Genomic DNA, 23,912 nt, shown 5'->3' on the forward strand with positions numbered 1-23,912 from the left:
TTCGGTAGTCATCCGTTACGCCCGAAGTCGCAGACGTTGCAGCAAAGACGAAGTGGCGCCCATGGCGTCACGCAATTGGGCGGCAGTGATCGTTCGATCGGCCGCGTCGAATGCCAGCGCCGTGCGCAGGGCTGGCCAGCAGTGTTTCGGTAGATTCCGGGGCGCGTGCAGTTCGCGGTCGAGGTGCGCGTCGCGGGCCTCGGTCGAAGGCAAGCGGCGGAACGGGTGTTTGCCGCCCGCCAGTTCGTAGAGCACGCAGGCCACGCCGTAGACGTCGGCGCTGGCTGACAGCGGCTGGCCTTCGAGCAGTTCCGGTGCGGCGTAGCCTGGGGTCCAGGCGTTGAAGCGGTCGCGGCTCAGGTGTGGCAAGCCGGGGAGGATGCCCTCCTCGGCCTGGCCCAGTCCGAAGTCGAACAGGCGCACGCCTTCTTCGCTGAGCATCACGTTGCTCGGCTTCATGTCGCCGTGCAGCACGCCGCGAGCGTGGGCGTAGGCCAGTGCGTCGAGCAACGGCAACGCGATGTCGCGCAGTTCTTTCCACGGCAGGCCCAAGGGCCGCTCGCAGAGCAGTTTGTCCAGGGTCAGCCCACGCATGAGTTCCATGGTGATGAAGGCGCGCTGGCAATCGGTGTCCACTTCAAAGGTGTGCGGTCGCAGCACGTTGTCGTGGCGCAGTCGTCGGGTCAGGGCGAACTCGCTGTAGAGCAAGGCGCTGGCGTCCGGCGATTCGGCAAATTCTTCGCTGAGGATCTTCAGCGCGATGTAAGGGTCGGGATCGCCGAACTGTTCGCTCAGCAAGTCCCGTGCGCGGTAAACCGCGCCCATGCCGCCGGCACCGAGCAGGCGCTCGATGCGGTAACGGCCTGCCAGCACGTCCGGCATTGCACCGACACTGGCCTTTGTAGGCGCCAGCGCGGGCTCTGCTTTATGCGATTTGGCGAACGCAAAGTAAGTCAGGTTACTGTCTTGCTCTTCGCTCACCAGCAGGTCGTCGAGCGGCGGCATGAGTTGAGTCATTGGCGGATCACCACGGCAGTCAGGTTGTCCCGGGCCGAGCCACGCAAAGCGCCGTCGAACAGACGCTCCAGCGCGACGTGTGGCGCGGTCAGGCTCAGGGCATTGCCCAAGGCATCAGTGCTCAGCCCGTTGTACAAACCATCGCTGCACAACAGAAACGCATCGCCGGGGTAGACCTCGAGCTCAAGCACGTCCAGCGTCAGCTGCTCGGCCGCCCCGACCGCACGGGTCAAGGCGTGGGCGGAAGGATGCGCACGGGCGTCTTCGAGGCTCATTTGTTGCTCGTCGATGAGTTGCTGTCGCAGCGAATGGTCCTTGGACAGCTGATACAAACGCTGGCCGCGCCACAGGTAGCAACGGCTGTCGCCGGCCCAGATGCAGGCCGCGCGATTGCCTTCCACCAACAGCGCCACGACGGTGCTGCCCATGATGCTGTCGTGGCGCCCGGCGGTGACGGTCAACTCCTGGCCCAAGCGGCGGTTGAGCCAGTGCAGACACTGGCGAATGCCTTTGAGTCGTTCGTCGAAGTCATCCTGCACCGGCAATTCCGCCAGGCTGGCGACGATCAACTGGCTGGCAACGTCGCCACCCTGATGACCGCCCATGCCGTCCGCGACCACCCACAGCCCCTGCTGTGGACAGTCGAGAAAAGCATCTTCGTTGCGCGCCCGAACCTTGCCGGCATCGGTACGCGCAGCGCTGCGCCAGGGACTGGCAACCAGCATCAGAGCTGCACCGGCATACGGAAGGTACGCAGTACGCCCATGTCGAACGGGTTCGGCGTGCGCTGGCTGGACAGCAAGTAGTTGGCGCGCAGGCCGCCCACATCGGCTTTCAGTACCAGCACATCGCGACCGCTCAGGTACTCGGTCTGCATGAGGTCGAACAGACGGAACAGCGACCACGGGCCGGTGTTCTTCTCGATGCCGATCGGGCGGCCGGCCATTTTGTCGAGGACCAGGCTGGTGCGACCGTCTTCAGCATCGGTCGGCCATTTGAACGACACCGGCACGATCGGGCCGTGGCGGTATTCGATGGTCTTGTCGCCGAACTTGAACTCGGACCGGCTGACCGCCGGGTCGAGGGTGTACGGCTCCAGTTTGAACTGCACTTGCGGCTCGGCCGGGTTGATCGAAAAGAAGCTCTGGCGAATCACTTGTGCCGCGGCCATCTGGTCGAGGTAGAGCTTGGAGATCGGCATGCTGTGACCGTCGATGCTGCGCAGACGGTAGTTGCCCGGATCGCCACTCACGAACGGACGCATGTAGGTCTCGAAGAAACGATCGGCGATGCCCTGCGCCTTGAAGAACTCGCGGAAGTCGCTGATCGCCACGTCGCTGGTGCTGTGGGCGCTGAACGGGTAGCGCTTGTTGATCGCCTTGCCGTAGAAGCTGTACAGCTCGCTCTGATAACGCTGGTTCAGGTACTGGTAGGAATCGTTCAGCACCAGACGCCAGGTGTCTTCGGCCAGCACGTTGAACCACACGCTGACCGGACGCGGCAGACGGTTCGACGCATTGCGCAGGTTGCTCAGCGCATCACGCTGGCCGCTCATGCGGGTCTTGGCCATTTCGAACGCGGCCTGCTCCGGCGCACTGGCACGCGCGAGGCTCGCCAGTTGCATTTGCAGGTCGTTGAGCGCATTCAGTGCCGGGGTCAAATCAGCGGCCGGGCCGTTGTTGTCATCCAGCAAACGATGCAGCGGTTCGAAGCGGCGTTGCAGGGATTTCTTCGCGGTGTCCGGCAGGTTCTTTGTGGCGGCCATGTCCGAGGCTTTGTCCGCGGCGGCAGACGCCAGTTTGCCCAGCTTGCCCAACTTGCCTTTCTGCTCGCCCAGTGCAGCAGCGGCATCAGCCGCGCCATCAACCGGATCGGCTTCTGCCGGGAAACGGGTGTTGTCGCGCACTTCCACCAGCAGTTGCAGCACCGGCGAGTTGGCCGAGGTCAGGCCCGCCAGTTGCTCGGCGCCCTCGCTGAAGTCGCTGATCGCGGGCAATGCAACCTGGCCCACGGCTTCGCTCCAGAAGTTGGCGTAGTCGCGGAAGTACAGTTGCTCCAGTTCGACCATCAGGCGACGCAAGTCCATGCCGCTGATGCCCGAGCCTTCGCCCAGCACCCAGTTGTCACGCAGGATGTCGGTGACCAGTGCGGAGCCCTGAACCGAGAAATACTGCTGATAACCCTGCTGGGTGTAGAAACCCGGGATCACGTAATCGGTGCCGACAAACAGCGCACCTTGTGGGCCCAGGTGTTGGCTCAAGCGGTATTCCGGCAGGTTACGGGCCTGCTCGCGCAGCATCCGGTAAACCACGTTGGCCAGCGACTCGCTGCGCAAAACCTGACGCGCCTGAGCCACCAGTTGATCGTTCAGCGGGTAGATAAACGGCTGCTTCAGCAAACGCTCGAAGTGGGTGTTCAGACCGTTCTGCACCGCGGTGTTGCCGGCGTAACGCTGGGACCATTCGGTGGCGACCCAATCCTTGAGCCATGGGCCGTCGCGACGGTCTTGCATGTTCAGCATCAGGTACGCACGCAGGCTGTTGAGCAGGCGTTCGCGGTCCTTCATGTTGGCGCGGATCTGCCCTTCCAGCAGGGTCGCGATCTTCGGCAGCAACTGCGTTTCGAGCTCGCGCTCGTAAGCCGCCCTGACCACCGGGTTGACGTCTTCGCCCTGATACAGGCCGCCGCGTTCGTGGTACGACACGTCACCCTTTTTCGGGAAAACCTGAGTCGCCGCGTAGCTGGTGTCGAGGGTCTTGAGCACCGCCATGGAATCATCACGCGCGGTCAGGGCCGAGCGTTGTTGCGTCCAGGTTTGCGCCAGGTTTCGCAAGTTTTCCAGACGCTCGTAGTTCGCCGAGAAACCGCCCGCCCACAGCAGACCGAACAGGCCCAACGCCGCCAATGCACCGACGTACAACGCACGCTGCCCCCAATGGATACGGCTGCGTTCGCGCTTGTCCAGACCGGCCAGATCGGCCTCGGGAAAAATCACCCGGCTGAGCAAGTGATGAATGAACCGCGAGCGGCCACTGCGCAGGGTTGGCAACACGCCGGAGTTGATCCCCAGATTGGCGCCGATGCCGGCAGTGGTCTGGTCCATCTCTTGGGTCAAGTGTGGTGCGCTGGTCAGGTAGAAACCGCGCAACTGGCTGACACGCTGGTAGCGGTTGCCGGTGAACGCCATGTCGACGAACAGGCACAGGCGCTCGCCGATCTGCCCCAGTTGATGCGGGAAGTCGAGGATGCGGCCACGGCGCTGGGTGTCGCGCTCCTGGTGCATGCGCATGATCACCTGACTGTTCAGGCGACGCAGCAGCTCTTCGAACTCGGCGCGCAGGACGGTCACGTCGGTGCCGCTCTGCTCTTTGCGGAAGCTGGTGCCGAGCACCTGATCGCTTTCTTCGCGGGTCAGCTGATCGAAGAACTCATCGAAACCGAGCAACTGGTCAGCCTTGCTCAGCACCAGATAAATCGGCACATCGACGTGGAGTTTTTGATGCACGTCTTGCAGGCGAGCACGCACCTGACGGGCCAGCGCATCCAGATCCTGCTCGGTGTCGCCCAGCAGCATTTCCACCGGAATGGTCACCAGCACGCCGTTCAACGGACGGTTGCGACGACGCTTGCGCAGCAGGTCGAGCAAAGTGCTCCAGGCGCTGCCGTCAACTTCGGCATCCGGCTGGGTCAGGTAACGCCCGGCGGTGTCGATCAGCACGCCGTGGTCGGCGAAATACCAGTCGCAATGACGGGTGCCGAGGGTGTCGCGGGTCAGCTTGCGGTCGATCTTGTTGATCGGAAACTCAAGGCCCGAGAAGTCCAGCAGGCTGGTCTTGCCGCTGCCCTGCGGGCCGATCAGCAAATACCACGGCAAATCACTGCGCCAGCGTTCACTGCGGCCGCGATACAGGCTCGAGGTCTTCAGGGTTTTCAGGGCGTCCTTGAAACGCTCCTTCAACTCTTTCTGCTCTTCGTCGATCTGCTCTTCGCGACGGATACGGTCCTGACCGTCTTCGGTGTCTTCGACCGCTTTCTTGCGCACACCGGCGCGCCAGCTGACGAAGACCATGGTCAGGCCCCAGATCAGGAACAGCACACTGATGGTCAGCAGGCGGGAGGTCGAACCTTCCCAGAACTTGTAGTCATTGACCGCCAGCAGCGGCCCGACAAACCACACCAGCAGCGCGACGAACAACACCAGCAGCAAGGTCCAGACCCAGGTCTGGCGCACGAACGCGCCGACTTTCTTGAAAAACTTTTTCATCACACGTCCCTGTTTACGGCTGCGACTGCGGCTGGACCGCGGCGGAATCCAGCGGCTGATAAGGTTGCAGAACGGTGTCGCGTTGCTCGCCCAAGACCCAGGCGAAACCCGAATACATCACCACCAGGCAAACCACGGTGAACAACACCACCATCCACGCCGGCACGATGCGCACCAGGCTGCGGCGCTGATCGTTCAAGCCTTCCCAATGCGGCGACAGTTCGCGCGGCACGTCGCCGCGCAGCTGACGAATCTGCCGATACAAAGCATCGCGGATGCCTTCGAGTTCGAGCATGCCGCGCGCTTGCACGCGGTACTTGCCTTCGAAACCGAGGGACAGGCACAGGTACATCAGCTCCAGCATCGGCAGGTGCTTGACCGGGTTTTTCGACAGGCGATCCAGCAGCTTGAAGAACTTCTCGCCCCCGAAGGTTTCGTTGTGGAAGCTGCTCAGCAGGCTCATCTGCGACCACTCGCTTTCGTTGCCCCACGGCGTGGTCACGACGGCTTCGTCGACCACGGTGCAGAGCACGTAACGCGCGGCCATCACCTGGCTGCTTTCCGCACCCTCGTGCAGCGCACGCACTTCAAACAGCTTCAACCCGGCGGTCAGGCGCTCGTTGAGCGCGTACAGGTCTTCGCGGGCGGCGCTGTGCTTGAGTCGCACCACTTCCGACAACAGGTTGGAGCCGGCGGCCACCAGCGAATTGAGGCTGATGTTGAAGGACTCCGCCGGACGCAGGCGCGCGGCGTAAATCATTCGCTCTTCGAGTTGTTCGAAACGTGGCGGTGCAGCGAAGTCAGTCAGCGGGCTTTGCGCCGGGCCGTGGCCCTGGCGGTCGAGCAAGACGGTTTTATCGTCCTGATGGTGTTCCATGTCCTTGATCATGTCGGTCAGTTCCTGATGGCCCAGAATTTCAGTTCAAGCTCGGCGAATTCGCCGGACACGTGGAACGCGAAGCCGCCGGAGCGCTCGAGTTGCGCCAGGTCTTCGGAACTGAGTTCGAGGATGAAATAGGTTTTGTTGGAGTGGAACGCGATCTGCCGCGGGGCCACCGGCAACGGTTTGACCTTGATGCCCGGCAGGTGCAGGTTGACCAGTTGGCGGATGCGCTCCACCGGGCCGACCTTGAGGTGCGCCGGCAAGCGGTGGCGCAGTTCTTCGGAGTCGCAGTTGGCACTGGCCGCGAGCACGAACGACGCCGAGCCCAGCAGTTTGTGGTCGTGCAACGGCGAAACGATGATCCCGTACTGACGCGCTTGCAGGACCAGTTCGATGGCGTGCTGTTCGAGCACCATCGACAGCACCTGACGAATCGCTTCCATCAGTTTGCGGAAGCTCGCGCCCTGGTCGCTGTGCTGGTAACGGCTGTCCAGGCGCGGGCGTTTGCTGTCGCCGGAAAACGTCGCCAGATCACCGAGCATGGTCAGCAGCGTGCGGTACAACTCTTCCGGGTGAACCTGTTCCAGACCGAGGTAGTGACGCAACAGCAGCTCGGTGCGGTTGATCAGTTGCAGCATCATGAAGTCACCGACTTCCGCGCCACCGACCTTGCCGTTGGAACGGATGCGCTCGGCGATGGTGTCGCCGCGATGACCGAGCATGCTGATTACTTCTTTCAAGCACGACAGCAGGTAGCTGGAGGAATGCGCCTGAATGTAGGTCGGCACGAAGTCCGGATCGAGGCTGATCACGCCGTCGGGCGTGGTGTCGAGCACGTCGCAGATCTTCAGTTTCACGTAGGCCTGATCGCTCTGCTGCTCGCCGAGCAACAGCTTGAAGTCCGGGCGGCCGCAGCTGACCTGACTGGCGGAGTCGTCGCCGGCGTTGGAGTCGGCCACTTCGGCTTCGTACGCGGTATAGCGCGCCAGCACGTCGGATTGCTCCGGACGACGGGACTCGATGTGGTTACCGGTGACCAGTGGCAGCGCCAGGTAGATCGGCGTGTTGCCGGTGTTCGGCGGCACGTCCAGCGCCAGCGGCTCGGTGTTGCCGCCGAGTTCGAACAGGCTGCCGTCCGGCAGAATCCCAGAGGCCTGGCTGATCACCAGTTTGCCCATGTTGAGGAACTGCAAATCGATGTCGAGATTGAGGAAACCCCAAGTGTAACTACCCAGCAGCTGGGTACGAGTTTTCATCTGGTGATCGTAGTAGCGATCGTTGTGCTGGAAGTGCTGCGGGCGCAGCAGCATGCCTTCCTGCCAAATGACTTTATGGGAATTCATGATCAGTCATCCGCCTTGGCGAGCGTTTCGTTGCTGTTGCGAATACCGGACTGGTCGAGGGTCAGGTCAGCCTCGGTGACTTCCACCGGCGTGACTTGCACCGTGTAGCGCCATTTGGTTTCCGGCAGGTCGCGATACGCCGCGAGGATCCCGACGTAACGGCTGCCCTCTTCCACGCTGAGCTTGAGTTCGATGGTTTCGCCGGGGCGCAATTCGAGCTCTTCACTGGCCACCAGGTCCGGGGCCAGGGATTCCTTGGCGCGCTCGTAGAGGCTGAAAAAGTCGGCGTTCTCGAACGTCACCGGGTGCTTGAGTTCGAACAGACGTACGACAATCGGCGAAGGGCGCCCGTTAAGGTCCGGGTTCAGCTGATCGCTGCCGGTCAGCTTCAGATTGACTTTGGTCACGTTGGAATACGGCGACAGCGACGAGCAACCGGCCAGCAGCACCAAGGCCATGAGCGTCGTCAGCGTCTTGAAAAAAGCGGTCGAGCAGCGAGACATGTGCATCATCCTTGGTGGTCGGTGTGAAGGGTGGAAATCAGGCGGATCTGTTCTTCGTAGGCTTGAGCGAAGTCGCGGGCCAACAGGCGCTCGCTCCAGTCATCGTCCTGACGCAGCGCCTGGTGATAACGACCGTAGGCTCTCCAGCGACTGCCGGACGTGGCCAGCAACGGCTTGTTGTCGCGCTCGAAACGCAAAGTCAATTGCTGCGGCGAGAAGTGCTCCAGGGTTCCGCGAACAGCGGCGCGGCTGGCGGTCAGCAGAGCAACCTGATGGGCCTGCAAATCGCGGAAGGCGCGGGAGATCGACTGCTCCGCCGGCAACTGGCCCGGTTTGTTCGGCTGCAACAAAATGCCCAGTGCTTCACCGGCATCGACGGCGAATTTCAGCGGGTTCTTGTTGGTGCCTTGCACGGTGGTCTGGGCCAGACGCAGTTCGTTTTTCAGTTCGCTGCGGGTGCGCAGGCTCTGCTGCAAACCGCCGACGCTTTGCTTGAGCAGGCGTGCAGCGTTCAACGCCAGGGCTTCGCGGGCGTCGTGGTCGAGGCCTTTGAGGTCCACGCCCAGCGCGGTGCCGAAGTGCTCCCAGAAACCTTCGCTTTGACGCTCACGCGCTTTCGGCACCGGGGCTGGCGCAGGTTCGGCCGGGGCATCGATCAGCTCCGGCACCATCAGGCTTTCCATGTCGATGCGTGCGTAGTCGGCGCGCTGGCGGGTGTCCTCAATGGTGGTGCTCGGGGAGATCAGTTCGTCAATTTCCGAGTACACGCGCTCTTGCTGATCAAGGGCGTTCAGTGGATCGAGGTCGAGGAACGCGTCGTCCGGAATGATGCTGCCCGCCGCTTGCGGACGTCCGACTTCCACGTCGAAGGTCGCCGGGTCGCGCACCAGCCGCGCACGGATCTCGAAATCACCCAGCACGTAGACGCTGCCGTGTTCGATGCGCATCGGCTCGCCCTTGCGCAGGCGCGCACCGCTTTCGCTGTCCTGAATACCGTTGCTGCTGGTATCGGTCAGGAAAAACGTGCCTTCGCGGTAGCTGATCATCGCGTGGTGGTTGGACAGGTGACGCTTGCGGTCGGGGATGATCCAGTCGCAATCCTCGCCCCGGCCAATCACGCCACCGGCCTGTTTGAAGGTCTTCTGGCACAGCTCCGTGGGCACGAACTGCTTGGTGTTCAGCATTTCGAAAACCAGTTCCATGGTGATACTCCTTGCGGTCACTTGCCGCGATTGACCGCCTGCGGATCACCCAATGGGCGATAGGTGTTGTCGTTGAATTTGTAATTGCCGCTGCAGCCGCCGAGGCCGCATAGAACGACGAGGGTCAGCAGGACGGCTTGCCAGTGACGAACAGACATCAGAGGGTCTCCAGGGGTAGACAAAGCACAAAGCGCCGGCCCGTTCGGGCGGCGCTATCGAAAGCAAATGAAATGGGCTGTGAGGCTCTAATCCGATGGTTAGAGCCAATTCCCTGTGGCGAGGGAGCTTGCTCCCGCTGGGCTGCGAAGCAGCCCCAAATCCAGGCTCTGCGGTGTTTCAGGAAAACCGCATCCAGTGTTTTACGACTGCTGCGCAGCCGAGCGGGAGCAAGCTCCCTCGCCACAGGATTTCGCCGATTGAAAATGGGGTTAACCATCGAAGTCACCCAAATTGATATTCAGGCGCCCGAGGCGGTACAGCAGCGTGCGGCGCGGCAGGCCGAGTTCGCGGGCGGCGAGGGTCTGGTTGCCGTCGTTTTTGCGCAGGCAATCGAGCAGCAGAGTGCGTTCGACCTGCTCCAGGCGTTCGCGCAGGTTCAGGCTGTTGTCTTCCGGCATGGCTTCCATGCGCAGGGAGAAATGCTCGGCCAGCAATTCGCCGCCCTCGCACAGCAACACCGCGCGTTCGACCAGGCCTTTGAGTTCGCGCACGTTGCCGGGGAAGGCATAACCGGACAGGTGATCCAGCGCTGCGTCGGACCAACGCACCGCATCTCGTTGCAGGAATGCGCAGGCCTTGTCGGCAAAGTGCCGGGCCAGATCGAGGATGTCGCCTTCGCGCTGACGCAGGGCCGGCAATTCGATCGGGAATTGCGCGAGGCGGTAGTACAAGTCCTCGCGGAATTTGCCTTCGCTGACCAGCACCGACAAATCCCGGTGCGTCGCGGCGATGATGCGCACGTCGATCTTGTGGGTGTCGTTGGAACCCAGCGGGCGGATCTCGCCTTCCTGCAACACGCGCAACAACTTGGCTTGCAGCGACAACGGCATGTCGCCAATTTCATCGAGCAACAAGGTGCCGCCATTGGCCGCGTCGAACAGCCCGGCACGATCACGGTCAGCGCCGGTGAAGGCGCCTTTGCGGTAGCCGAACAGCTCGCTTTCCAACAGGTTCTCGGGGAACGCTGCGCAGTTCTGCACGATGAACGCCTGGGACCGGCGCGGGCCGCAGTCGTGAATGGCGCGGGCGACCACTTCCTTGCCGGTACCGGTTTCGCCGCGCAACAGCACGGTGTAAGGGCTGTGCAGGACTTTGCTGATCAGCGAATAGGTCTCGCGCATGGCCTTGCTCTTGCCGATCAGGCCGTAACCACTGGCACTCGGGACGCTGGCCTTGAGCGGTCGTGCATCACCGGTCGGCTGACGCAGACGGTGAAGCAAATGCAGTTGGCCGAGCACAAACGAACCCAGTTGACCGAGGGAATCGGCAAAGCCTTGCAGGTCGATGTGCCGGCGGCTGGCGCACAGCAGCAAACCTTCGACCGCCTTCTGCTGATTGACCAGCGGCACGCACAACAGCGACTGCCACGACGTGGCCTGCGGCGGCAGGAAGCTGGTTTCGTGCAGGCTGCCGCTCAGTTCGCCGAGGCTCACCACACGGTTCTGGCACAGGGCGAATTGCAGCAGTTGTTCACCGTTGTAATCCGCCGGCAAGCTCGCAGATTCGCGCGGTTGCAGGATGCCGTTCAGGCACTCGGCGTTCATCCCCAGGCAGGTGTGGGTCGCGTCCAGCAAGTACAGCTGCGTCAATTCGCACCCGCTGAGCTCCGCCACCCCGCGCACGAAGTCACCCAGCAGCGCAGCGCCGTCCGCCGCCCGCGACAGGCTGGCGAACTGCGCCAGCAAGGCTTCGGCATACACCAGCGGCTGCGGCACTTGAGTGAACATCACACCCACCTCAGGCGAACTCGCAGGTCACGCTAGCGCCGCCGTCGAGCGTCGCGTGGACAAGCTTGAGGCTTTCCCCGGTGGCCATCGCGTCGAGCAAACGATCGGCCACCAGCGGTAGCACGTGCAGGTCAAGCAAGTGATCGATCAAACGCGCACCGCTGTCGCTTTGGGTGCAGCGTTCGGCCAGGTGATCGACGAGGTCTTGCGAGTAGGTGAAATCCAGTTGGCGACGGTTCAGGCGCTCGCCCAGACGACCGAGTTTGATTTCGATCAGCTCGCGCAGCACCGGGCCGCCGACCGGGTAGTAAGGCACTACGCGCATGCGCGCCAGCAGCGCCGGTTTGAAGTGTTTGCTCAGCACCGGGCGAATGGTTTCTTCAAGCACTTCGGCGGTCGGCCGCGCACCGTTTTCGCAGAGCTCGCTGATGCGGTCGCTGCCCAGGTTCGAGGTCATCAGGATCAGCGTGTTGCGGAAGTCGATCTCGCGTCCTTCGCCGTCGTTGGCCACGCCTTTGTCGAAGATTTGGTAAAACAGGTTGAGCACGTCCGGGTCGGCCTTCTCGACTTCATCGAGCAGTACGACCGAGTACGGCTTCTGGCGCACGGCTTCGGTGAGCATGCCGCCCTCGCCGTAACCGACGTAGCCCGGTGGCGCACCGATCAGGCGCGAGACGGTGTGCTTCTCCTGGAACTCGGACATGTTGATGGTGGTGATGAAACGGTCACCGCCGTACAGCAAGTCGGCCAGAGCCAGTGCGGTTTCGGTCTTGCCGACGCCGCTCGGGCCGACCAGCAGGAACACGCCGACCGGTGCATCCGGTTTATTGAGGCCAGCAGCGGTGGCGCGCATCGAGCGATCCAGGGCGTGAACGGCTTGTTCCTGACCGCGAATACGCGTGCGCAGGTCGGTGGCGAAGCTGGCGACCTTGGCGTTGTGTTCACGGGCCAGTTGCGCCAACGGCACGCCGGTCCAGGCGCTGATCACTTCAGCCACCAGACGCGGGCAGACTTCGAAGCTCACCAGGCGTTCTTTGACCTGGGCATCGGTCAGGGCTTTGTGGGTTTCGTTGAGCTGGGCTTCCAGGTGTTCGACGCTTTGCGCTTCGTCGACCGGTAGCGTTTCGATCACGCTGCCTTCGGCGTCTTCTTCAACCGTAACGGCAGCAGCTTCGCGAGCCTTGGCCAGTTGCTGACGCAGATCCAGCAGGCGTTCGGCCAGTTCTTTCTGCTCGGTCCACAGCGTTTCGAGGGCGACCATTTCGTCTTCGGCAGTAACCAGACGATCTTCCAAAGCATCCAGCGCTTCGTGATCGATCAACAAACCGGCTTCGGCATCACGACGCAGCGCCTGACGTTGACGGCCCCCTTCAGCCAGCTCGCCACGCAGGCGCTCAAGGCTTTCCGGGGCGGCGGCGAGGCTGACGCGTACGCGGGCGCACGCGGTGTCGAGCACATCGACAGCCTTGTCTGGCAATTGACGACCGGCGAGGTAACGGGCAGACAATTCGGCCGCCGCCACCACCGCGTCATCGCGCAGGTAGATGCCGTGGCTCTTCTCGTAAACCTGAGCCAGGCCACGGAGGATAGTCACCGCTTCGCTGACGGTCGGTTCGTGCAGTTGCACCGGTTGGAAACGACGGGCCAGCGCCGGGTCTTTTTCGAAGTACTTCTTGTACTCCGCCCACGTGGTAGCCGCGATGGTGCGCAATTCGCCGCGTGCCAACGCAGGCTTGAGCAGGTTGGCCGCATCGGAACCACCGGCATTGCCGCCCGCGCCGATCAGTGTGTGCGCTTCGTCGATGAACAGGATGATTGGTTTCGGCGACGCTTTGACCTCGTCAATCACGCCTTTGAGGCGACGTTCGAATTCACCTTTGACGCTGGCGCCGGCTTGCAACAAACCCATGTCCAGCGACAACAGTTCCACGCCTTTCAACACCTGCGGTACTTCACCGGCGGCAATGCGCGAAGCCAGACCTTCGACGATCGCGGTTTTACCGACGCCGGCTTCACCGACCACAATCGGGTTGTTCTTGCGACGACGGGCGAGGATATCGACCATCTGCCGGATCGCGCCATCGCGGCACAGCACCGGGTCGAGTTTGCCGTCGCGAGCCTGTTGGGTCAGGTTGTGGGTGAAGCGCTGCAGCAGCGATTCGCCCGGCACTGCAGGTTTACCAGTCGCTGGTTGTTCTTTCTGCGACAGGGCAAATTCCTTCAGGCGCTCGATGTTCAGTTTGGCCAGCAACGACTGATAACGGCTGCCGGCGTAGCGCATCGGGTTACGCAGCAGCGCGAGGATCAATGCGGCTTGCTCGACCTGGCTCTGGCCCAGTTCGAGGTTGGCCACCAGCAACGCGTCTTGCAGCCACTGCACCAGTTCCGGGGCGAATACCGGATTACGCGAAGCACTGTGTTCGACCCGCGATTGCAACGCGGCGCTCAGCTCGCCGGCATCCACTTCGGAGTCCTGCAGCGCGCGTGCGAGCAGGCCTTGCGGGCGCTCCAGCAGGCCCAGCAGCAAGTCTTCGACGAGGATCTTGCTGCCGCCACGGGCGACGCAGCGCTCGGCAGAACTTTCCAGATCACGACGGGTTTCGGCGTCCAGCGCCTGGATAAGTTGTTGCAGGTCTACGTTGATCATTGGTCATCTGTCCTTAATGAATTTTGCTGCCCAGGGTCACCACGCCGTCCGCTTTTTCGCGGCCGAGCCAACTGGTCCATCCCAGGCGACAGGCGTTCTGCTCACCGATGCGCAGTTCGCGGATTTCTTCCTGGCGCAACACCAGGCGAATGTCGTAATCGAGCGGGTCACGCAGGGTGAACCGCACCAGCGCGCACAGCGGCTGGTAGCCGAAACCGATCGGCAGGAATTCGTGAAAGCGTTGCCAGTCGAGCTCGCGGATGTGGATGCGGAATTTGCCGCTGCGGTCGCGTACGTGTTCGCCCAGCACCAGGTCTTCGCCGAGCAGGCTGTTGGCGCGGCCCAGACGATTGCGCTGTTCGTCGAGAATTTCCACGCGGCGCTCGATGCACTGCTCGATGGTCAGCTCGGCGTGCTTGAAGTAGTAACGCAGCACCGCTTCGATCAGCGCCGCCGAGTGCGCGCGCAAGCTGAGCAAGCCGAGGTACGGCAGCAGGCGTTTCCAGTTCAGTTCCTGTGCCTTGCGGATCTCTTCGCCGCCGAGGCCGATCAGCGCAAACAACTGCGACGAAAACGGGTCGAGGGCGCCACTCTCGAAACTGGCGCGGTAGCGGTACTTGCGCCAGATCGGCAGCATCAACCGTTGCAGGCGATGGTGAAACAGGTCGAGGAAGTTGCGCGTCGGGTTGCCGTCTTCGCTGTCGCCCAGCGCCTGTTCGCCGTAGAACGCCGGCAGCGGCGAACCGGAACCGACCAGGCCGATCAGGTTGAATCGCAGGCGCGCGCGCATCTGCCCGTGCTCGTGAAAAAACTCCACGCGATCAACGTCGCTGCCAGGGAAACCCAGGCTCGGGTTGGCCTGGAATTCCAGCTGGTCGTACAGGTCGTCTTCGCTCAGGTGCGGGTGAGCCTCGCGCAGCCGGTCAACCACCAGCAGCACGGCCTGAAACAGCGAGTACTCGCGTATTCCTCGGGTCAGTCCGCTTAAAGAAGCGGCTGCAGGCCCATACGTGGTGTCCATTGGTACACCTCTCCCTGTGTGCTTTTTACCCGCAGCTCGTGGTACGAATTGAGACTGGCGTAAAGTGCGAAAAACTCGTTGAGAACCGAAGCGAACACGAACAGGTCGCCCTCGCCGATATACCCTTCCGGGTCGATGGTCAGCTCGGTGCGCAACCCGCGAACCGGCAACCCTCGGTGCAGTCGATCGACGTGCTGGTGCTTGATCGACTTGAGTCCGCCGAGCAGGCGTTTGCTGACTTTCTCCGCGTGCTGGTCGTAATAGCGCGGCAGGTCGTAGGTTTCGAGAATCACCTTCAACGCATTGACGTCGGCCAGGGACAAATAGTTAAGCGACATGTTGCTGATCAGCTTCCAGAGGAAGTCGCGGTTCAGCGGCGGCGCGAAGCTCGACGTGGCCGGGGTGATGTTGCGGAAACTCAGGAACTCCGGCGTGTCTTCGCAGGCCATGCTGATGTCGCCGAGCTTGAGCTTGCGCGGCAGGTTCTGGTTGGTGCACATCAGCTCGATCGACAGGGTTTCGTGGGCTTCAGTGTGGCGAATGCCGAAGCTCAGGTAGGTATCGAGGCCGTCGTGCAACAGGGACGAACGCTGGCGAATGCTGTAATGCGGACGGCTGTTGGGCACGTCGAAACTCGGGTCGTGCTCGAAGGATTCGAACGGCACGTACTCCTGATAACCGAGGCCACCGGGTTTCCATCCCGTCACGGTTTCCACCGAAAACACGCCGCAGTTTTGCAGATCGAATTCGGCCGGCAGCAGCAGGTATTCGTCTTGCTTGCCATCGAGGCGGATCGGCAAGGCGTCGTGCTTGAACAGGTTGACGATGGGCGTGCAGTAGAGCTTCACGTTGTCCAGCGTCGGACGCATCCGCATGATGCCGCTCTTGCGAATATCGAAGCGCAATTCGAGGCCACGCATTTGCTTGAGCGTGTCTTCCGGCAGCGCTTTGAGCAGGTCCAGACCGTTGACGTCGACGAAGAGGAATTTGTCCTGGAAGGCGAAGTATTCCTGCAAGTAGCGATAGCCGCGGAAGGTGTTCAGCGGATATGGGATCAACGCTTCTTCTTCGGCGAAACCCACCGGCTGCACGCGGTCGCCGGGCATCTTGAACCCCATCGGCGTGCCGTTGACACCATTGATGGGCTTGCCGGCGCCGTCCAGCGGGATCAGCTCGATGCCTTCCAGGTTGCGCAGCAGGCTCAGGTAAAGCATCTGGCTGATGTAGCGCTCGCCGGCGAAGTGCAGGCGCAGGCGGCTCAATTCCAGCTCGCCGAGATGACCGTCAGCGCTCATCTCCAGACGCAGGCTCAACAGTGAGCCGTCGCCCTTCACCGAGTAATTCAGCGCGGCCAGATCCAGCGGCAACACTTCGGTCGGGTAGCAGGTGCGGAATCGGCAACGCACGTCATCGATTGGCACGCTCTCGACCGGCGTATCGCGCTCGACCATCAACGCAGGACCCGAACGCTTCAACGGGTCGAACTGCAAAATGCTGAACGCCGGCAGCGGCCGCATGTAGTTGGGCCACAGCAGGTGCATCAGGGAATGGCTGAGCTCCGGCAACTCGTCGTCGAGCTTCTGGCGCAGGCGCCCGGTCAGAAAGGCAAAGCCCTCCAGCAACCGCTCCACGTCCGGATCCCGCCCGGCTTGCCCGAGGAAAGGCGCCAACGCCGGGCTACGCTCGGCGAATCGACGACCTAACTGGCGAAGTGCGGTGAGTTCGCTTTGGTAGTAGTGGTTAAAGGACACGGGTTACCTGCCTGGTATTGAATCTCATGAAAAAACTGTCCTGTGGATTTCGCTCGACGCCCGACCTGATCATTGGATGGCACCTGCAGGTAGGTTCGGCTGATTACGACCAGCGATGTTTCGCAATGACCAACGCAACTCGATGACTTGAGTAGCGAGGATCGCCAGCAGCGTGGCACTGCCTTGGGCTACGCCGTAAAACAAGGCTCTTAGCGGGTTGTCTGGCAGCATCCAGAGCAAGATGAAGCCCACCATCAGACACAGGATCACAAGCTTGGCGATGAGGTTCGGCATCACCGCGGCGACCAGATTCACACCCAGGAAGATGTAGAACAGCGCGTAACTGGCCATACCGATCGCAACACCGTGGGATGTGAAACCGCCATTCAGATCCTTGTAAACATGCACAACTGCGTCATTCAAAAACGCGTAGGCCACACATCCGAGGGCGTGGACAATCAGGCACATGGCGAGACGGGCGTAGTTACTCATGCGGGTCTCGTGTTTTCAGTCTTCAACGTGGACATAGGGAGTGTTACTGATGAACATATTCAACCAGTGCGACTCCCAAGCGGGCATGGCTATTTCAAAGGTTTTTTTATCATGATCAAAATATATCCATACCACTCCAACGGTGGTCTCGGTCTCGGTAGTTCTCATATCGAGCAGCTGGGTTGAATATAAAGGCGTTCGATAAACTTCTTGAGGATTCTCTCTATCTATTACTCTCAAGTAAGCCATTCCACCAAGCGTGAGAACTTTACCAACGGGTACATTTTCTAGAATATAACGACCGGAAGGACTAACTACTGTGACATTGGCAGGATAATTCCGCATTGTGGTAACAACAAAAAACAATAAAACAGCCATCGCAATCAGCACAACAACTGTGCGGAAGATGCCTTTGCGGCGTTTGAAAGAAAATAAACCACCGTACCAAGCCATTACTTGCCACTCCCGTTTAACGGTTCAACTGAGTATGCTGTGTTACTGACAAGGTGGTTCAATCTGTACTCTTCCCAATGCTGAGCATGAAAGATGAATTTTTTCTGATCAGTAAGAAAGTCAATATTAGGTATCCCTATCTTCCCCTTGCTTTCACTGACGCGTATTTCCAACAGCCTCGTCGGATACAATGGGCTCCGGTAAATATACTTAGGCGCGTCTTGATCCGTAACTCGAAGATAGGAAAGACTTTCCCCAAAAAAGAAAAAGTCAAACGGTACTCGCTCCACGATGTATTGCCTGGAAGGACTCAACTCAACCACATCTGGACGGCGCTGAGACAGATTATCGACAATAGAATGGAGCGCCAGCAGCCCAACCATCAGGGACGTCAACAAGATTATAAATGCAATGTTCAAACGCATTTACTCTACGACCTTGATCAGAGTGGGCGTTACGCGCTCATACATCATGTCTGAGAACACTGTAAAATCACCGCCTTTTCCAAATTTTTTTCGATACTCGGCAAAATCACTATTCTGAATAAAGTGATAACGTTTGCCGTCAATATCTTTAAACATGGCCTGCACATCTTCTCCGCGCATTGCAGCGGTTCTGGCCATTTCAGCTTTACCGATCGCCGATAAGAAGTTGGAGCCATTACCCGTCACAGGATCTGCTATACCATCATAGTTCCAGTAGCCAAGAGGCTGACTAAACCGAGTACCCTCATCACTAAAATCGTAACTGTCCTCGATATAGAACCCTATGCGATTCACCAAGAAACTGATTTTTTTTGCAGCGACAATAACTTCTCCCTCAGAAATCACCCTGACATTGAAATTCGCAAGCGCTCCCCTTAGTTCATCAAGCAGAAAAATGTTGCTGTTGGGTGTCTGGACTGGAAGCGTATTGGAATAACCAAACTTTTCGGCAGCCCTGGCGCTTCCCGAGAATGTTAACTGGTAGGCCCCGTCTCCCCTGCCCTTGAAATCGCGGAGAATCAACTCTCGAATACGCGGTTGCGCCTTTGGGCTATTCCACAGCGCCCTCAATTGCTTAATTACTTCGTTTGCTCGCGTAAATTTTATCAGCCAGCTCATTTTGACAATGGAGTCCTCTACATAAGGATCCACTGATTCTTTCTTATGCAGTTTGGTCAGTGCATCCATACCACCATCTTCCGTCGGCCATGGATTTCCTTTAAACCAGAAGTTCATCAGCTTGGCTGCGGTTAGCCAGTTGATTTTTTCCATCGCTCCAGGGATATCCGAGACTCCAAATTCGCGCACAGTCGCCTTCTGCCCGGTCCTGTTATTCGCCGGGGTCAACGTTGCGGTCACTGTTGTATTCGCCATCTCAACATCCCTGTCGTTTCTGATTGCCTACCCTGCTAATGACAGGGTGCGAGCTACCGTACATTTTTATGCAATCGCCACTTTTGTTTGCTGCTCAATGATCAGCTCAACTGGCTCGGCAATGTCTGAATGGATCGTCTTAGTCTTGCCATCGGTCCCTGTAACGCCTGTCACCATTTTTCCTGAGGCCGTCTGCAGCGTGTACTCAATTCCGGCCATCGGTTTTCCGGTGTCCTGACAATTGATCACAAAGTGCTCGTTGAATGGCCAACTGAGCTCCACCGGCAGCGGCGCAACAAACGGCACCGGCGAATGCGAATTCCCGATAATTACCGTCCCGGACCCGGCCGTAACTTTGTTGCCATGCGTCCCAACGGAATCCACCGTCGCAGCCGCTTTCCCGTTAATCAAAACCGTCGTCGCCAACCCGCCCGACATCGCACCACCACACGCCGAGGAATCGCCTTGGCGGGCGGCCGCGAGGCCGTCGAAGAAGACGTCGCCGGAACCGGCGGCGATCGGGTTGGTGCCGTGGCCGGGGAGCGGGCAAGCGGTGGGGTCGGTGACACGTGCTGCGGGTTTGCCGGACATACGAATCTCCTTAGGTGACCTTGACTTGACCGCTGCCATCCAGGCGAGCGGCGAAACTGACCTGGCGCTTGAAACCATCAACTTCCAGCAGGCCTTCGATGCTGAAGGACAGGCGAAGCTGATCGTGTTCACGCGGCAGGGAGATGACACGCACGTCGCTCAGGCGCGGTTCGTAGGCTTCGATGAAGCTTTCGATGGCCAGGCGGGCCTGACTCAGGGAGTCGTGCAGGCTCAGGCGCATGTCATTGAGATCGGGTAGCCCGTAATCGGACAGCGTTTGCACGCTGCCCGCACGGGTGCTGAGCATCTTGGCCAGATGGGCAGCCACGGACGCCATGGCGGAAACCTCGCGGCTCCAGCCGACGCGTTTGTCCGCGTCGCCACCCAGGCGTTCGAAAAGGCTGCCGTATCCAGTCATGAGTCAGGCTCCGCTTACTCTTTGTCCAGCTTGCCAACCAGCGACAGGGTGAAATCGGCACCCATGTACTTGAAGTGCGGGCGCACGTTCAGGCTGACGCGGTACCAGCCAGGCTCGCCTTCGACATCGCTGACGATGATCTGGGCAGCACGCAGTGGACGACGGCCACGGACTTCGGCGCTCGGGTTTTCCTGGTCGGCCACGTACTGGCGGATCCACTTGTTCAGTTCCAGCTCGAGGTCGGTACGTTCTTTCCACGAACCGAGTTGCTCGCGCTGCAGCACTTTCAAGTAGTGAGCCAGGCGGTTGACGATCATCATGTACGGCAGCTGGGTGCCGAGCTTGTAGTTCAGCTCTGCGGCCTTGCCTTCTGCGCTGATGCCGAAGAATTTCGGCTTCTGCACCGAGCTCGCGGAGAAGAACGCCGCGTTGTCGGAGCCTTTGCGCATGGTCAGGGAAATGAAACCTTCCTCGGCCAGTTCGTATTCGCGACGGTCGCTAACCAGAACTTCGGTAGGAATCTTGGTTTCGATTTCGCCCATGCTTTCGAAGTGGTGCAACGGCAGGTCTTCAACCGCGCCACCGCTCTGCGGGCCGATGATGTTCGGGCACCAGCGGAATTTGGCGAAGCTGTCGGTCAGCTTGGTGCCGAACGCGTAGGCGGTGTTGCCCCACAGGTAGTGCTCGTGGCTGTTGGCGACGGTTTCCTTGTACACGAACGATTTCACCGGGTTTTCTTCCGGGTCGTACGGGTTACGCAGCAGGAAACGCGGCACGGTCAGGCCAACGTAACGGGAGTCTTCCGACTGGCGGAAGCTCTGCCATTTGGCGAATTGCGGGCCTTCGAAGTGATCCTTCAGATCCTTCAGGTCCGGCAGGCCGGTGAAGCTTTCCAGGCCGAAGAATTTCGGGCCGGCGGCCGCAATGAACGGCGCGTGGGACATGCAGGCGACGCTGGACACGTACTGCATCAGTTTCACGTCCGGCGAGCTTGGGGACATGAAGTAGTTGGCGATGATCGCGCCCACCGGCTGACCACCGAACTGGCCGTATTCAGCGGTGTAGATGTGCTTGTACAGGCCAGCCTGCATCACTTCCGGCGAATCTTCGAAATCGTCCAGCAGGTCTTCTTTGGAGACGTTGAGGATTTCGATTTTGATGTTTTCGCGGAAGTTGGTGCGGTCGACCAGCAACTGCAGACCACGCCACGACGATTCCAGGGACTGGAAGTCCGGGTGGTGGAGGATCTCGTCCATCTGACGGCTGAGCTTGGCATCGATCTCGGCGATCATGCGGTCAACCATGGCTTTCTTGACCGGCTCACCGCTGTTCTGCGGCTTGAGCAGCTCTTCGATGAAGGCCGACACACCGCGCTTGGCGATGTCGTAGGCTTCGTCGTCCGGCGTCAGGCGGGTTTCGGCGATGATGCTGTCGAGAATGCTGTATTCGCCGTTCTTGTTACTCTTTTGCTGCGCTGCACTCGTGCTCATGTTGGCTTCCTTGGCTGATGGAGACTCAGGCGTCCTGGGCGGCGGCGTTCAGGCCCAGCTCACCCAGTACGCGACCGCGGGATTCGTCGTCGGCGAGAACGCCTTCGATGGCTTTGCGGAACGCAGGCGCGTTACCCAGCGGGCCTTTGAGGGCCACCAGCGCGTCGCGCAGTTCCATCAGTTTCTTCAGCTCCGGCACTTGCTCGACCAGCGAGGCCGGGTTGAAGTCCTTCATCGAGTTGACGCGCAGTTTCACGGACAGTTCTTCAGTGTCGCTTTCTTCCTGAAGACGGTTCGGTACGCTCAGTGTCAGCTGCAGCTCTTGCTTGGCCAGCACTTCGTCAAAGGTCATCTTGTCGATGCTGATCGGCTTGCGATCTTCGACTTTGCGTTCGTCCTTGCGGTGGGTGTAGTCACCGATTGCCAGTAGTTTCAACGGCAGTTCAATCTCTTCCTGGGCACCACCGGTGGCAGGTTTGAAGGTGACGTTGATGCGTTCCTTGGGGGCTACCGAGCCTTCTTTGGCCATGGCTTTTCTCCTTGCGGTTGTGGCCCTGGGGCCTATTCGAGTACCACTTCGAGATCGAGGTGGCACAGCCTGCGATAAATCTCTTCCTTGCGTTCACGTACGGCATGGTTCTGCGGCAACAGCTCGCAGCAGCTATGCAGTAAATGCAGCACTTCCAGCGCAAGATCGGGCTCCCAGGCGTTCAGGCCTGAGTCCTGTAATGTTTGGTCGAGGGTTTCGAGTTGGGTCTTGGCCAGTTCGTATTTCTTGGCCATGAAGCACAGCCGCGCGAGGGCGAACTGCCAGAAGAACCGCACGCGCCCGCCGTGGGCGCTTTGCAGGCCCTGCTTGAGGATTTGCACGGCGGCCTTGAGGCCGTCCTTGCGCAGAATCGGCAGGACTTCTTCGAGCGCCAGTTCCCACGCCGGCTGGGTGTCGGCAACTTCAACCTTGCGTGGCGCGCTGGCGCTTTGCAGGTGCGGCATGACGTTGGCGCTGATCCAGGCGCGAGTCGCGGGATCGGCGAACGGAGCACCGTCATGGAAGCGCAATTCGACGATGCCAGGCAGGCGCTGAACCAAAAGCGCGAAGTGGATTTCCACTTCGCGCATCGCCATGTCGGCGTTCAATGCCTGGAGGCATTCCCAGACCATTCGCTGGCCATCGAACCAGAACGGCGCCTTCGCCAGGCTCGCCTCCAGTTCCACCAGCAGGTCGGCGTATTTGCCCTGATCGTAACGGTCCTGATAAGCCTTGAGCTTGTCGGCCGGCAAGCCGCGCAGCATGGTGATCTGTTCCCCGTTGCGCTCGGGAACGGCGTCGATCGGCAACCAAAGCAAGGTGCGATTGAGGCGCAGGGCGCGCAGGTCGGTGGCTTTCTGCTTGAGCCACCAGACGCACAACGGACGGGCACTTTCCTGCTGGGCGCGCAGGGCTTTGTGGGCTTCTTTCTCGTTGTCGATCGGCGCGCCGGGCGTGAACAGTTGCGTGGCGGCCTGCTTGACCTGCGCCACGGCGGCACCGACCACGCCGGGGTCCGGCTGGTTATCGGCAGCGCGTTGCACCATGTTTTTCAGGCGGCGGGAGATCGGCAGCAGCAATGGCGCGTCATCACCCAAGTGCTCGGTGCATGCAGCATCGAGGCCTTCAAGGTGTTCCACCAGACGGCGGAACATCGGCAACTGCTCTTTGATCGCAATGTTTTCAGTCAGCACCTGCTCAAGACGCGACACCAGCCAACTGATCGCAGCGGAGCGCGTACGGGCCTTGTTCGGGTGGACTTCAGCCCAGTGGCTTTCGCACAGGTAGTGCAGCAAACCGAGGCCAGCGAGCAGACCCTGAAAGGATTCGCGCTGGTACAAAGCCCAGGTCAGCCAGGCGCCGACGCGCAAATCCTTGGACTGGGTGCGCAGCAGATTTTCGCTGTTTTCACGGATTTTCAGCCAGTCGATCTGACCGCTTTCGTGCATGGACGAGGCTTTGGCCAGCTCGCTTTCCAGTGCTTCATATTCGCTCGAAAAACGAACGTCCTCGCCCGCGAAATTCTCATTGGAAACAGAGACTTTTGCGAGGTCGAGATAATGAGCAGAAAGTTTGCTTGAGTAGGACATCCATGGCCTTTAGTTTGGATTACGGTCATACGCCCATTGGAGTTCCAACGGCGTGGGACCGAATCAAAGAGCTGCGAAAAGTCTCATCCAATTGAGATCGTGCTCTTTCAAAGTGGGCGCATCGTACTCACGATGGTGGCCACTAGCAAGCACCCGAATAAACAATTAGATGAAGCGTGTTTATCTTTCCTAGGAGATCTCCCTATATGTAGCAAGGGAATCCCTGAGATCGGTTCAACTATTCACTGTTCGACTAACCGGCCGGAAACCGTTGAGATAGAGCCGTCTGACTTCTCACCTGAATAAATCCCATATTCATTGCCCATGTGCTCCCTGAGGCGGACGTGAAGCATGCCAAAAATATGAAAAGAAAAATGTAGGAGCCTTCTGAAATGTTACCGAACACAACGATTAA

Annotated in this window: 20 protein-coding genes; all 20 read right to left on the reverse strand. The window is 60.1% G+C overall.

What is annotated here, in order from left to right; all coding sequences use genetic code 11:
• Positions 1–15: 15 nt before the first annotated feature.
• On the reverse strand, positions 16–1,017 hold the full coding sequence (locus ACA066_RS28515; RefSeq protein WP_497697515.1) for a serine/threonine-protein kinase: 1,002 nt from the start codon (positions 1,015–1,017) through the stop codon (positions 16–18).
• Entirely contained in the window at positions 1,014–1,742 is a 729-nt protein-coding gene (locus tag ACA066_RS28520; RefSeq protein WP_497697516.1) for a PP2C family protein-serine/threonine phosphatase, read from the reverse strand. Before ACA066_RS28520 ends, ACA066_RS28515 begins: the two co-directional genes overlap by 4 nt.
• Positions 1,742–5,281, reverse strand: a complete 3,540-nt coding sequence (gene tssM / locus ACA066_RS28525; protein ID WP_497697517.1) for a type VI secretion system membrane subunit TssM — start codon at positions 5,279–5,281, stop codon at positions 1,742–1,744. Before tssM ends, ACA066_RS28520 begins: the two co-directional genes overlap by 1 nt.
• A 13-nt stretch (positions 5,282–5,294) precedes the next feature.
• Positions 5,295–6,170, reverse strand: coding sequence for a type IVB secretion system protein IcmH/DotU (gene icmH / locus ACA066_RS28530; RefSeq protein ID WP_497697518.1), 876 nt, complete (start codon positions 6,168–6,170; stop codon positions 5,295–5,297).
• Between the two features lie 5 nt (positions 6,171–6,175).
• The gene (tssK, locus tag ACA066_RS28535; RefSeq protein ID WP_497697519.1) at positions 6,176–7,507 is read right to left on the reverse strand and encodes a type VI secretion system baseplate subunit TssK; all 1,332 of its coding nucleotides are present in this window, start codon (positions 7,505–7,507) and stop codon (positions 6,176–6,178) included.
• A gap of 2 nt (positions 7,508–7,509) precedes the next feature.
• Positions 7,510–8,010: a type VI secretion system lipoprotein TssJ gene (gene tssJ / locus ACA066_RS28540; protein ID WP_497697520.1), complete on the reverse strand. Its 501-nt coding sequence runs from the start codon at positions 8,008–8,010 to the stop codon at positions 7,510–7,512.
• Between the two features lie 5 nt (positions 8,011–8,015).
• Complete coding sequence (gene tagH / locus ACA066_RS28545; RefSeq protein WP_497697521.1) at positions 8,016–9,212, reverse strand: type VI secretion system-associated FHA domain protein TagH; 1,197 nt, start codon at positions 9,210–9,212, stop codon at positions 8,016–8,018.
• Positions 9,213–9,229: 17 nt separating this feature from the next.
• Positions 9,230–9,370 carry a hypothetical protein gene (locus tag ACA066_RS28550; protein ID WP_008030659.1) on the reverse strand — a complete coding sequence of 47 codons (141 nt, stop codon included), beginning with the start codon at positions 9,368–9,370 and terminating at the stop codon, positions 9,230–9,232.
• Positions 9,371–9,640: 270 nt separating this feature from the next.
• Entirely contained in the window at positions 9,641–11,158 is a 1,518-nt protein-coding gene (locus ACA066_RS28555; protein WP_497697522.1) for a sigma-54 interaction domain-containing protein, read from the reverse strand.
• Between the two features lie 10 nt (positions 11,159–11,168).
• On the reverse strand, positions 11,169–13,805 hold the full coding sequence (gene tssH / locus ACA066_RS28560) for a type VI secretion system ATPase TssH (RefSeq protein WP_497697523.1): 2,637 nt from the start codon (positions 13,803–13,805) through the stop codon (positions 11,169–11,171).
• A 13-nt stretch (positions 13,806–13,818) separates the two neighbouring features.
• Positions 13,819–14,826 (reverse strand): type VI secretion system baseplate subunit TssG, encoded by a 1,008-nt coding sequence (gene tssG, locus ACA066_RS28565; RefSeq protein WP_497697524.1) that lies wholly within the window; start codon positions 14,824–14,826, stop codon positions 13,819–13,821.
• Positions 14,790–16,577: a type VI secretion system baseplate subunit TssF gene (gene tssF, locus ACA066_RS28570; protein WP_497697525.1), complete on the reverse strand. Its 1,788-nt coding sequence runs from the start codon at positions 16,575–16,577 to the stop codon at positions 14,790–14,792. The genes tssG and tssF overlap by 37 nt, the downstream gene beginning before the upstream one ends.
• Positions 16,578–16,646: 69 nt before the next feature.
• Positions 16,647–17,069: a hypothetical protein gene (locus ACA066_RS28575; RefSeq protein WP_497697526.1), complete on the reverse strand. Its 423-nt coding sequence runs from the start codon at positions 17,067–17,069 to the stop codon at positions 16,647–16,649.
• Between the two features lie 15 nt (positions 17,070–17,084).
• Positions 17,085–17,522: a hypothetical protein gene (locus ACA066_RS28580; RefSeq protein WP_497697527.1), complete on the reverse strand. Its 438-nt coding sequence runs from the start codon at positions 17,520–17,522 to the stop codon at positions 17,085–17,087.
• Positions 17,523–17,947: 425 nt separating this feature from the next.
• Positions 17,948–18,880, reverse strand: coding sequence for a DUF6402 family protein (locus ACA066_RS28585; RefSeq protein ID WP_497697528.1), 933 nt, complete (start codon positions 18,878–18,880; stop codon positions 17,948–17,950).
• Between the two features lie 66 nt (positions 18,881–18,946).
• Positions 18,947–19,471 carry a PAAR domain-containing protein gene (locus tag ACA066_RS28590; protein ID WP_497697529.1) on the reverse strand — a complete coding sequence of 175 codons (525 nt, stop codon included), beginning with the start codon at positions 19,469–19,471 and terminating at the stop codon, positions 18,947–18,949.
• Between the two features lie 10 nt (positions 19,472–19,481).
• Positions 19,482–19,889 carry a type VI secretion system baseplate subunit TssE gene (tssE, locus tag ACA066_RS28595; RefSeq protein ID WP_497697530.1) on the reverse strand — a complete coding sequence of 136 codons (408 nt, stop codon included), beginning with the start codon at positions 19,887–19,889 and terminating at the stop codon, positions 19,482–19,484.
• A gap of 14 nt (positions 19,890–19,903) precedes the next feature.
• Positions 19,904–21,379, reverse strand: a complete 1,476-nt coding sequence (tssC, locus tag ACA066_RS28600) for a type VI secretion system contractile sheath large subunit (RefSeq protein ID WP_497697531.1) — start codon at positions 21,377–21,379, stop codon at positions 19,904–19,906.
• A gap of 25 nt (positions 21,380–21,404) precedes the next feature.
• Positions 21,405–21,908 (reverse strand): type VI secretion system contractile sheath small subunit, encoded by a 504-nt coding sequence (gene tssB / locus ACA066_RS28605; protein WP_497697532.1) that lies wholly within the window; start codon positions 21,906–21,908, stop codon positions 21,405–21,407.
• A gap of 32 nt (positions 21,909–21,940) precedes the next feature.
• Positions 21,941–23,497 carry a type VI secretion system protein TssA gene (gene tssA / locus ACA066_RS28610; protein ID WP_497697533.1) on the reverse strand — a complete coding sequence of 519 codons (1,557 nt, stop codon included), beginning with the start codon at positions 23,495–23,497 and terminating at the stop codon, positions 21,941–21,943.
• Positions 23,498–23,912: the final 415 nt, after the last annotated feature.

The organism is Pseudomonas sp. LBUM1651 (assembly GCF_059716135.1).

What these genes read in the sequence shown, in the direction of transcription:
- ACA066_RS28515 (WP_497697515.1), bottom strand. Translation starts at nt 1,017, where the DNA reads ATGACTCAACTCATGCCGCCGCTCGACGACCTGCTGGTGAGCGAAGAG.
- ACA066_RS28520 (WP_497697516.1), bottom strand. Translation starts at nt 1,742, where the DNA reads ATGCTGGTTGCCAGTCCCTGGCGCAGCGCTGCGCGTACCGATGCCGGC.
- tssM (WP_497697517.1), bottom strand. Translation starts at nt 5,281, where the DNA reads ATGAAAAAGTTTTTCAAGAAAGTCGGCGCGTTCGTGCGCCAGACCTGG.
- icmH (WP_497697518.1), bottom strand. Translation starts at nt 6,170, where the DNA reads ATGATCAAGGACATGGAACACCATCAGGACGATAAAACCGTCTTGCTC.
- tssK (WP_497697519.1), bottom strand. Translation starts at nt 7,507, where the DNA reads ATGAATTCCCATAAAGTCATTTGGCAGGAAGGCATGCTGCTGCGCCCG.
- tssJ (WP_497697520.1), bottom strand. Translation starts at nt 8,010, where the DNA reads ATGTCTCGCTGCTCGACCGCTTTTTTCAAGACGCTGACGACGCTCATG.
- tagH (WP_497697521.1), bottom strand. Translation starts at nt 9,212, where the DNA reads ATGGAACTGGTTTTCGAAATGCTGAACACCAAGCAGTTCGTGCCCACG.
- ACA066_RS28550 (WP_008030659.1), bottom strand. Translation starts at nt 9,370, where the DNA reads ATGTCTGTTCGTCACTGGCAAGCCGTCCTGCTGACCCTCGTCGTTCTA.
- ACA066_RS28555 (WP_497697522.1), bottom strand. Translation starts at nt 11,158, where the DNA reads ATGTTCACTCAAGTGCCGCAGCCGCTGGTGTATGCCGAAGCCTTGCTG.
- tssH (WP_497697523.1), bottom strand. Translation starts at nt 13,805, where the DNA reads ATGATCAACGTAGACCTGCAACAACTTATCCAGGCGCTGGACGCCGAA.
- tssG (WP_497697524.1), bottom strand. Translation starts at nt 14,826, where the DNA reads ATGGACACCACGTATGGGCCTGCAGCCGCTTCTTTAAGCGGACTGACC.
- ACA066_RS28575 (WP_497697526.1), bottom strand. Translation starts at nt 17,069, where the DNA reads ATGAGTAACTACGCCCGTCTCGCCATGTGCCTGATTGTCCACGCCCTC.
- ACA066_RS28580 (WP_497697527.1), bottom strand. Translation starts at nt 17,522, where the DNA reads ATGGCTTGGTACGGTGGTTTATTTTCTTTCAAACGCCGCAAAGGCATC.
- ACA066_RS28585 (WP_497697528.1), bottom strand. Translation starts at nt 18,880, where the DNA reads ATGGCGAATACAACAGTGACCGCAACGTTGACCCCGGCGAATAACAGG.
- ACA066_RS28590 (WP_497697529.1), bottom strand. Translation starts at nt 19,471, where the DNA reads ATGTCCGGCAAACCCGCAGCACGTGTCACCGACCCCACCGCTTGCCCG.
- tssE (WP_497697530.1), bottom strand. Translation starts at nt 19,889, where the DNA reads ATGACTGGATACGGCAGCCTTTTCGAACGCCTGGGTGGCGACGCGGAC.
- tssC (WP_497697531.1), bottom strand. Translation starts at nt 21,379, where the DNA reads ATGAGCACGAGTGCAGCGCAGCAAAAGAGTAACAAGAACGGCGAATAC.
- tssB (WP_497697532.1), bottom strand. Translation starts at nt 21,908, where the DNA reads ATGGCCAAAGAAGGCTCGGTAGCCCCCAAGGAACGCATCAACGTCACC.
- tssA (WP_497697533.1), bottom strand. Translation starts at nt 23,497, where the DNA reads ATGTCCTACTCAAGCAAACTTTCTGCTCATTATCTCGACCTCGCAAAA.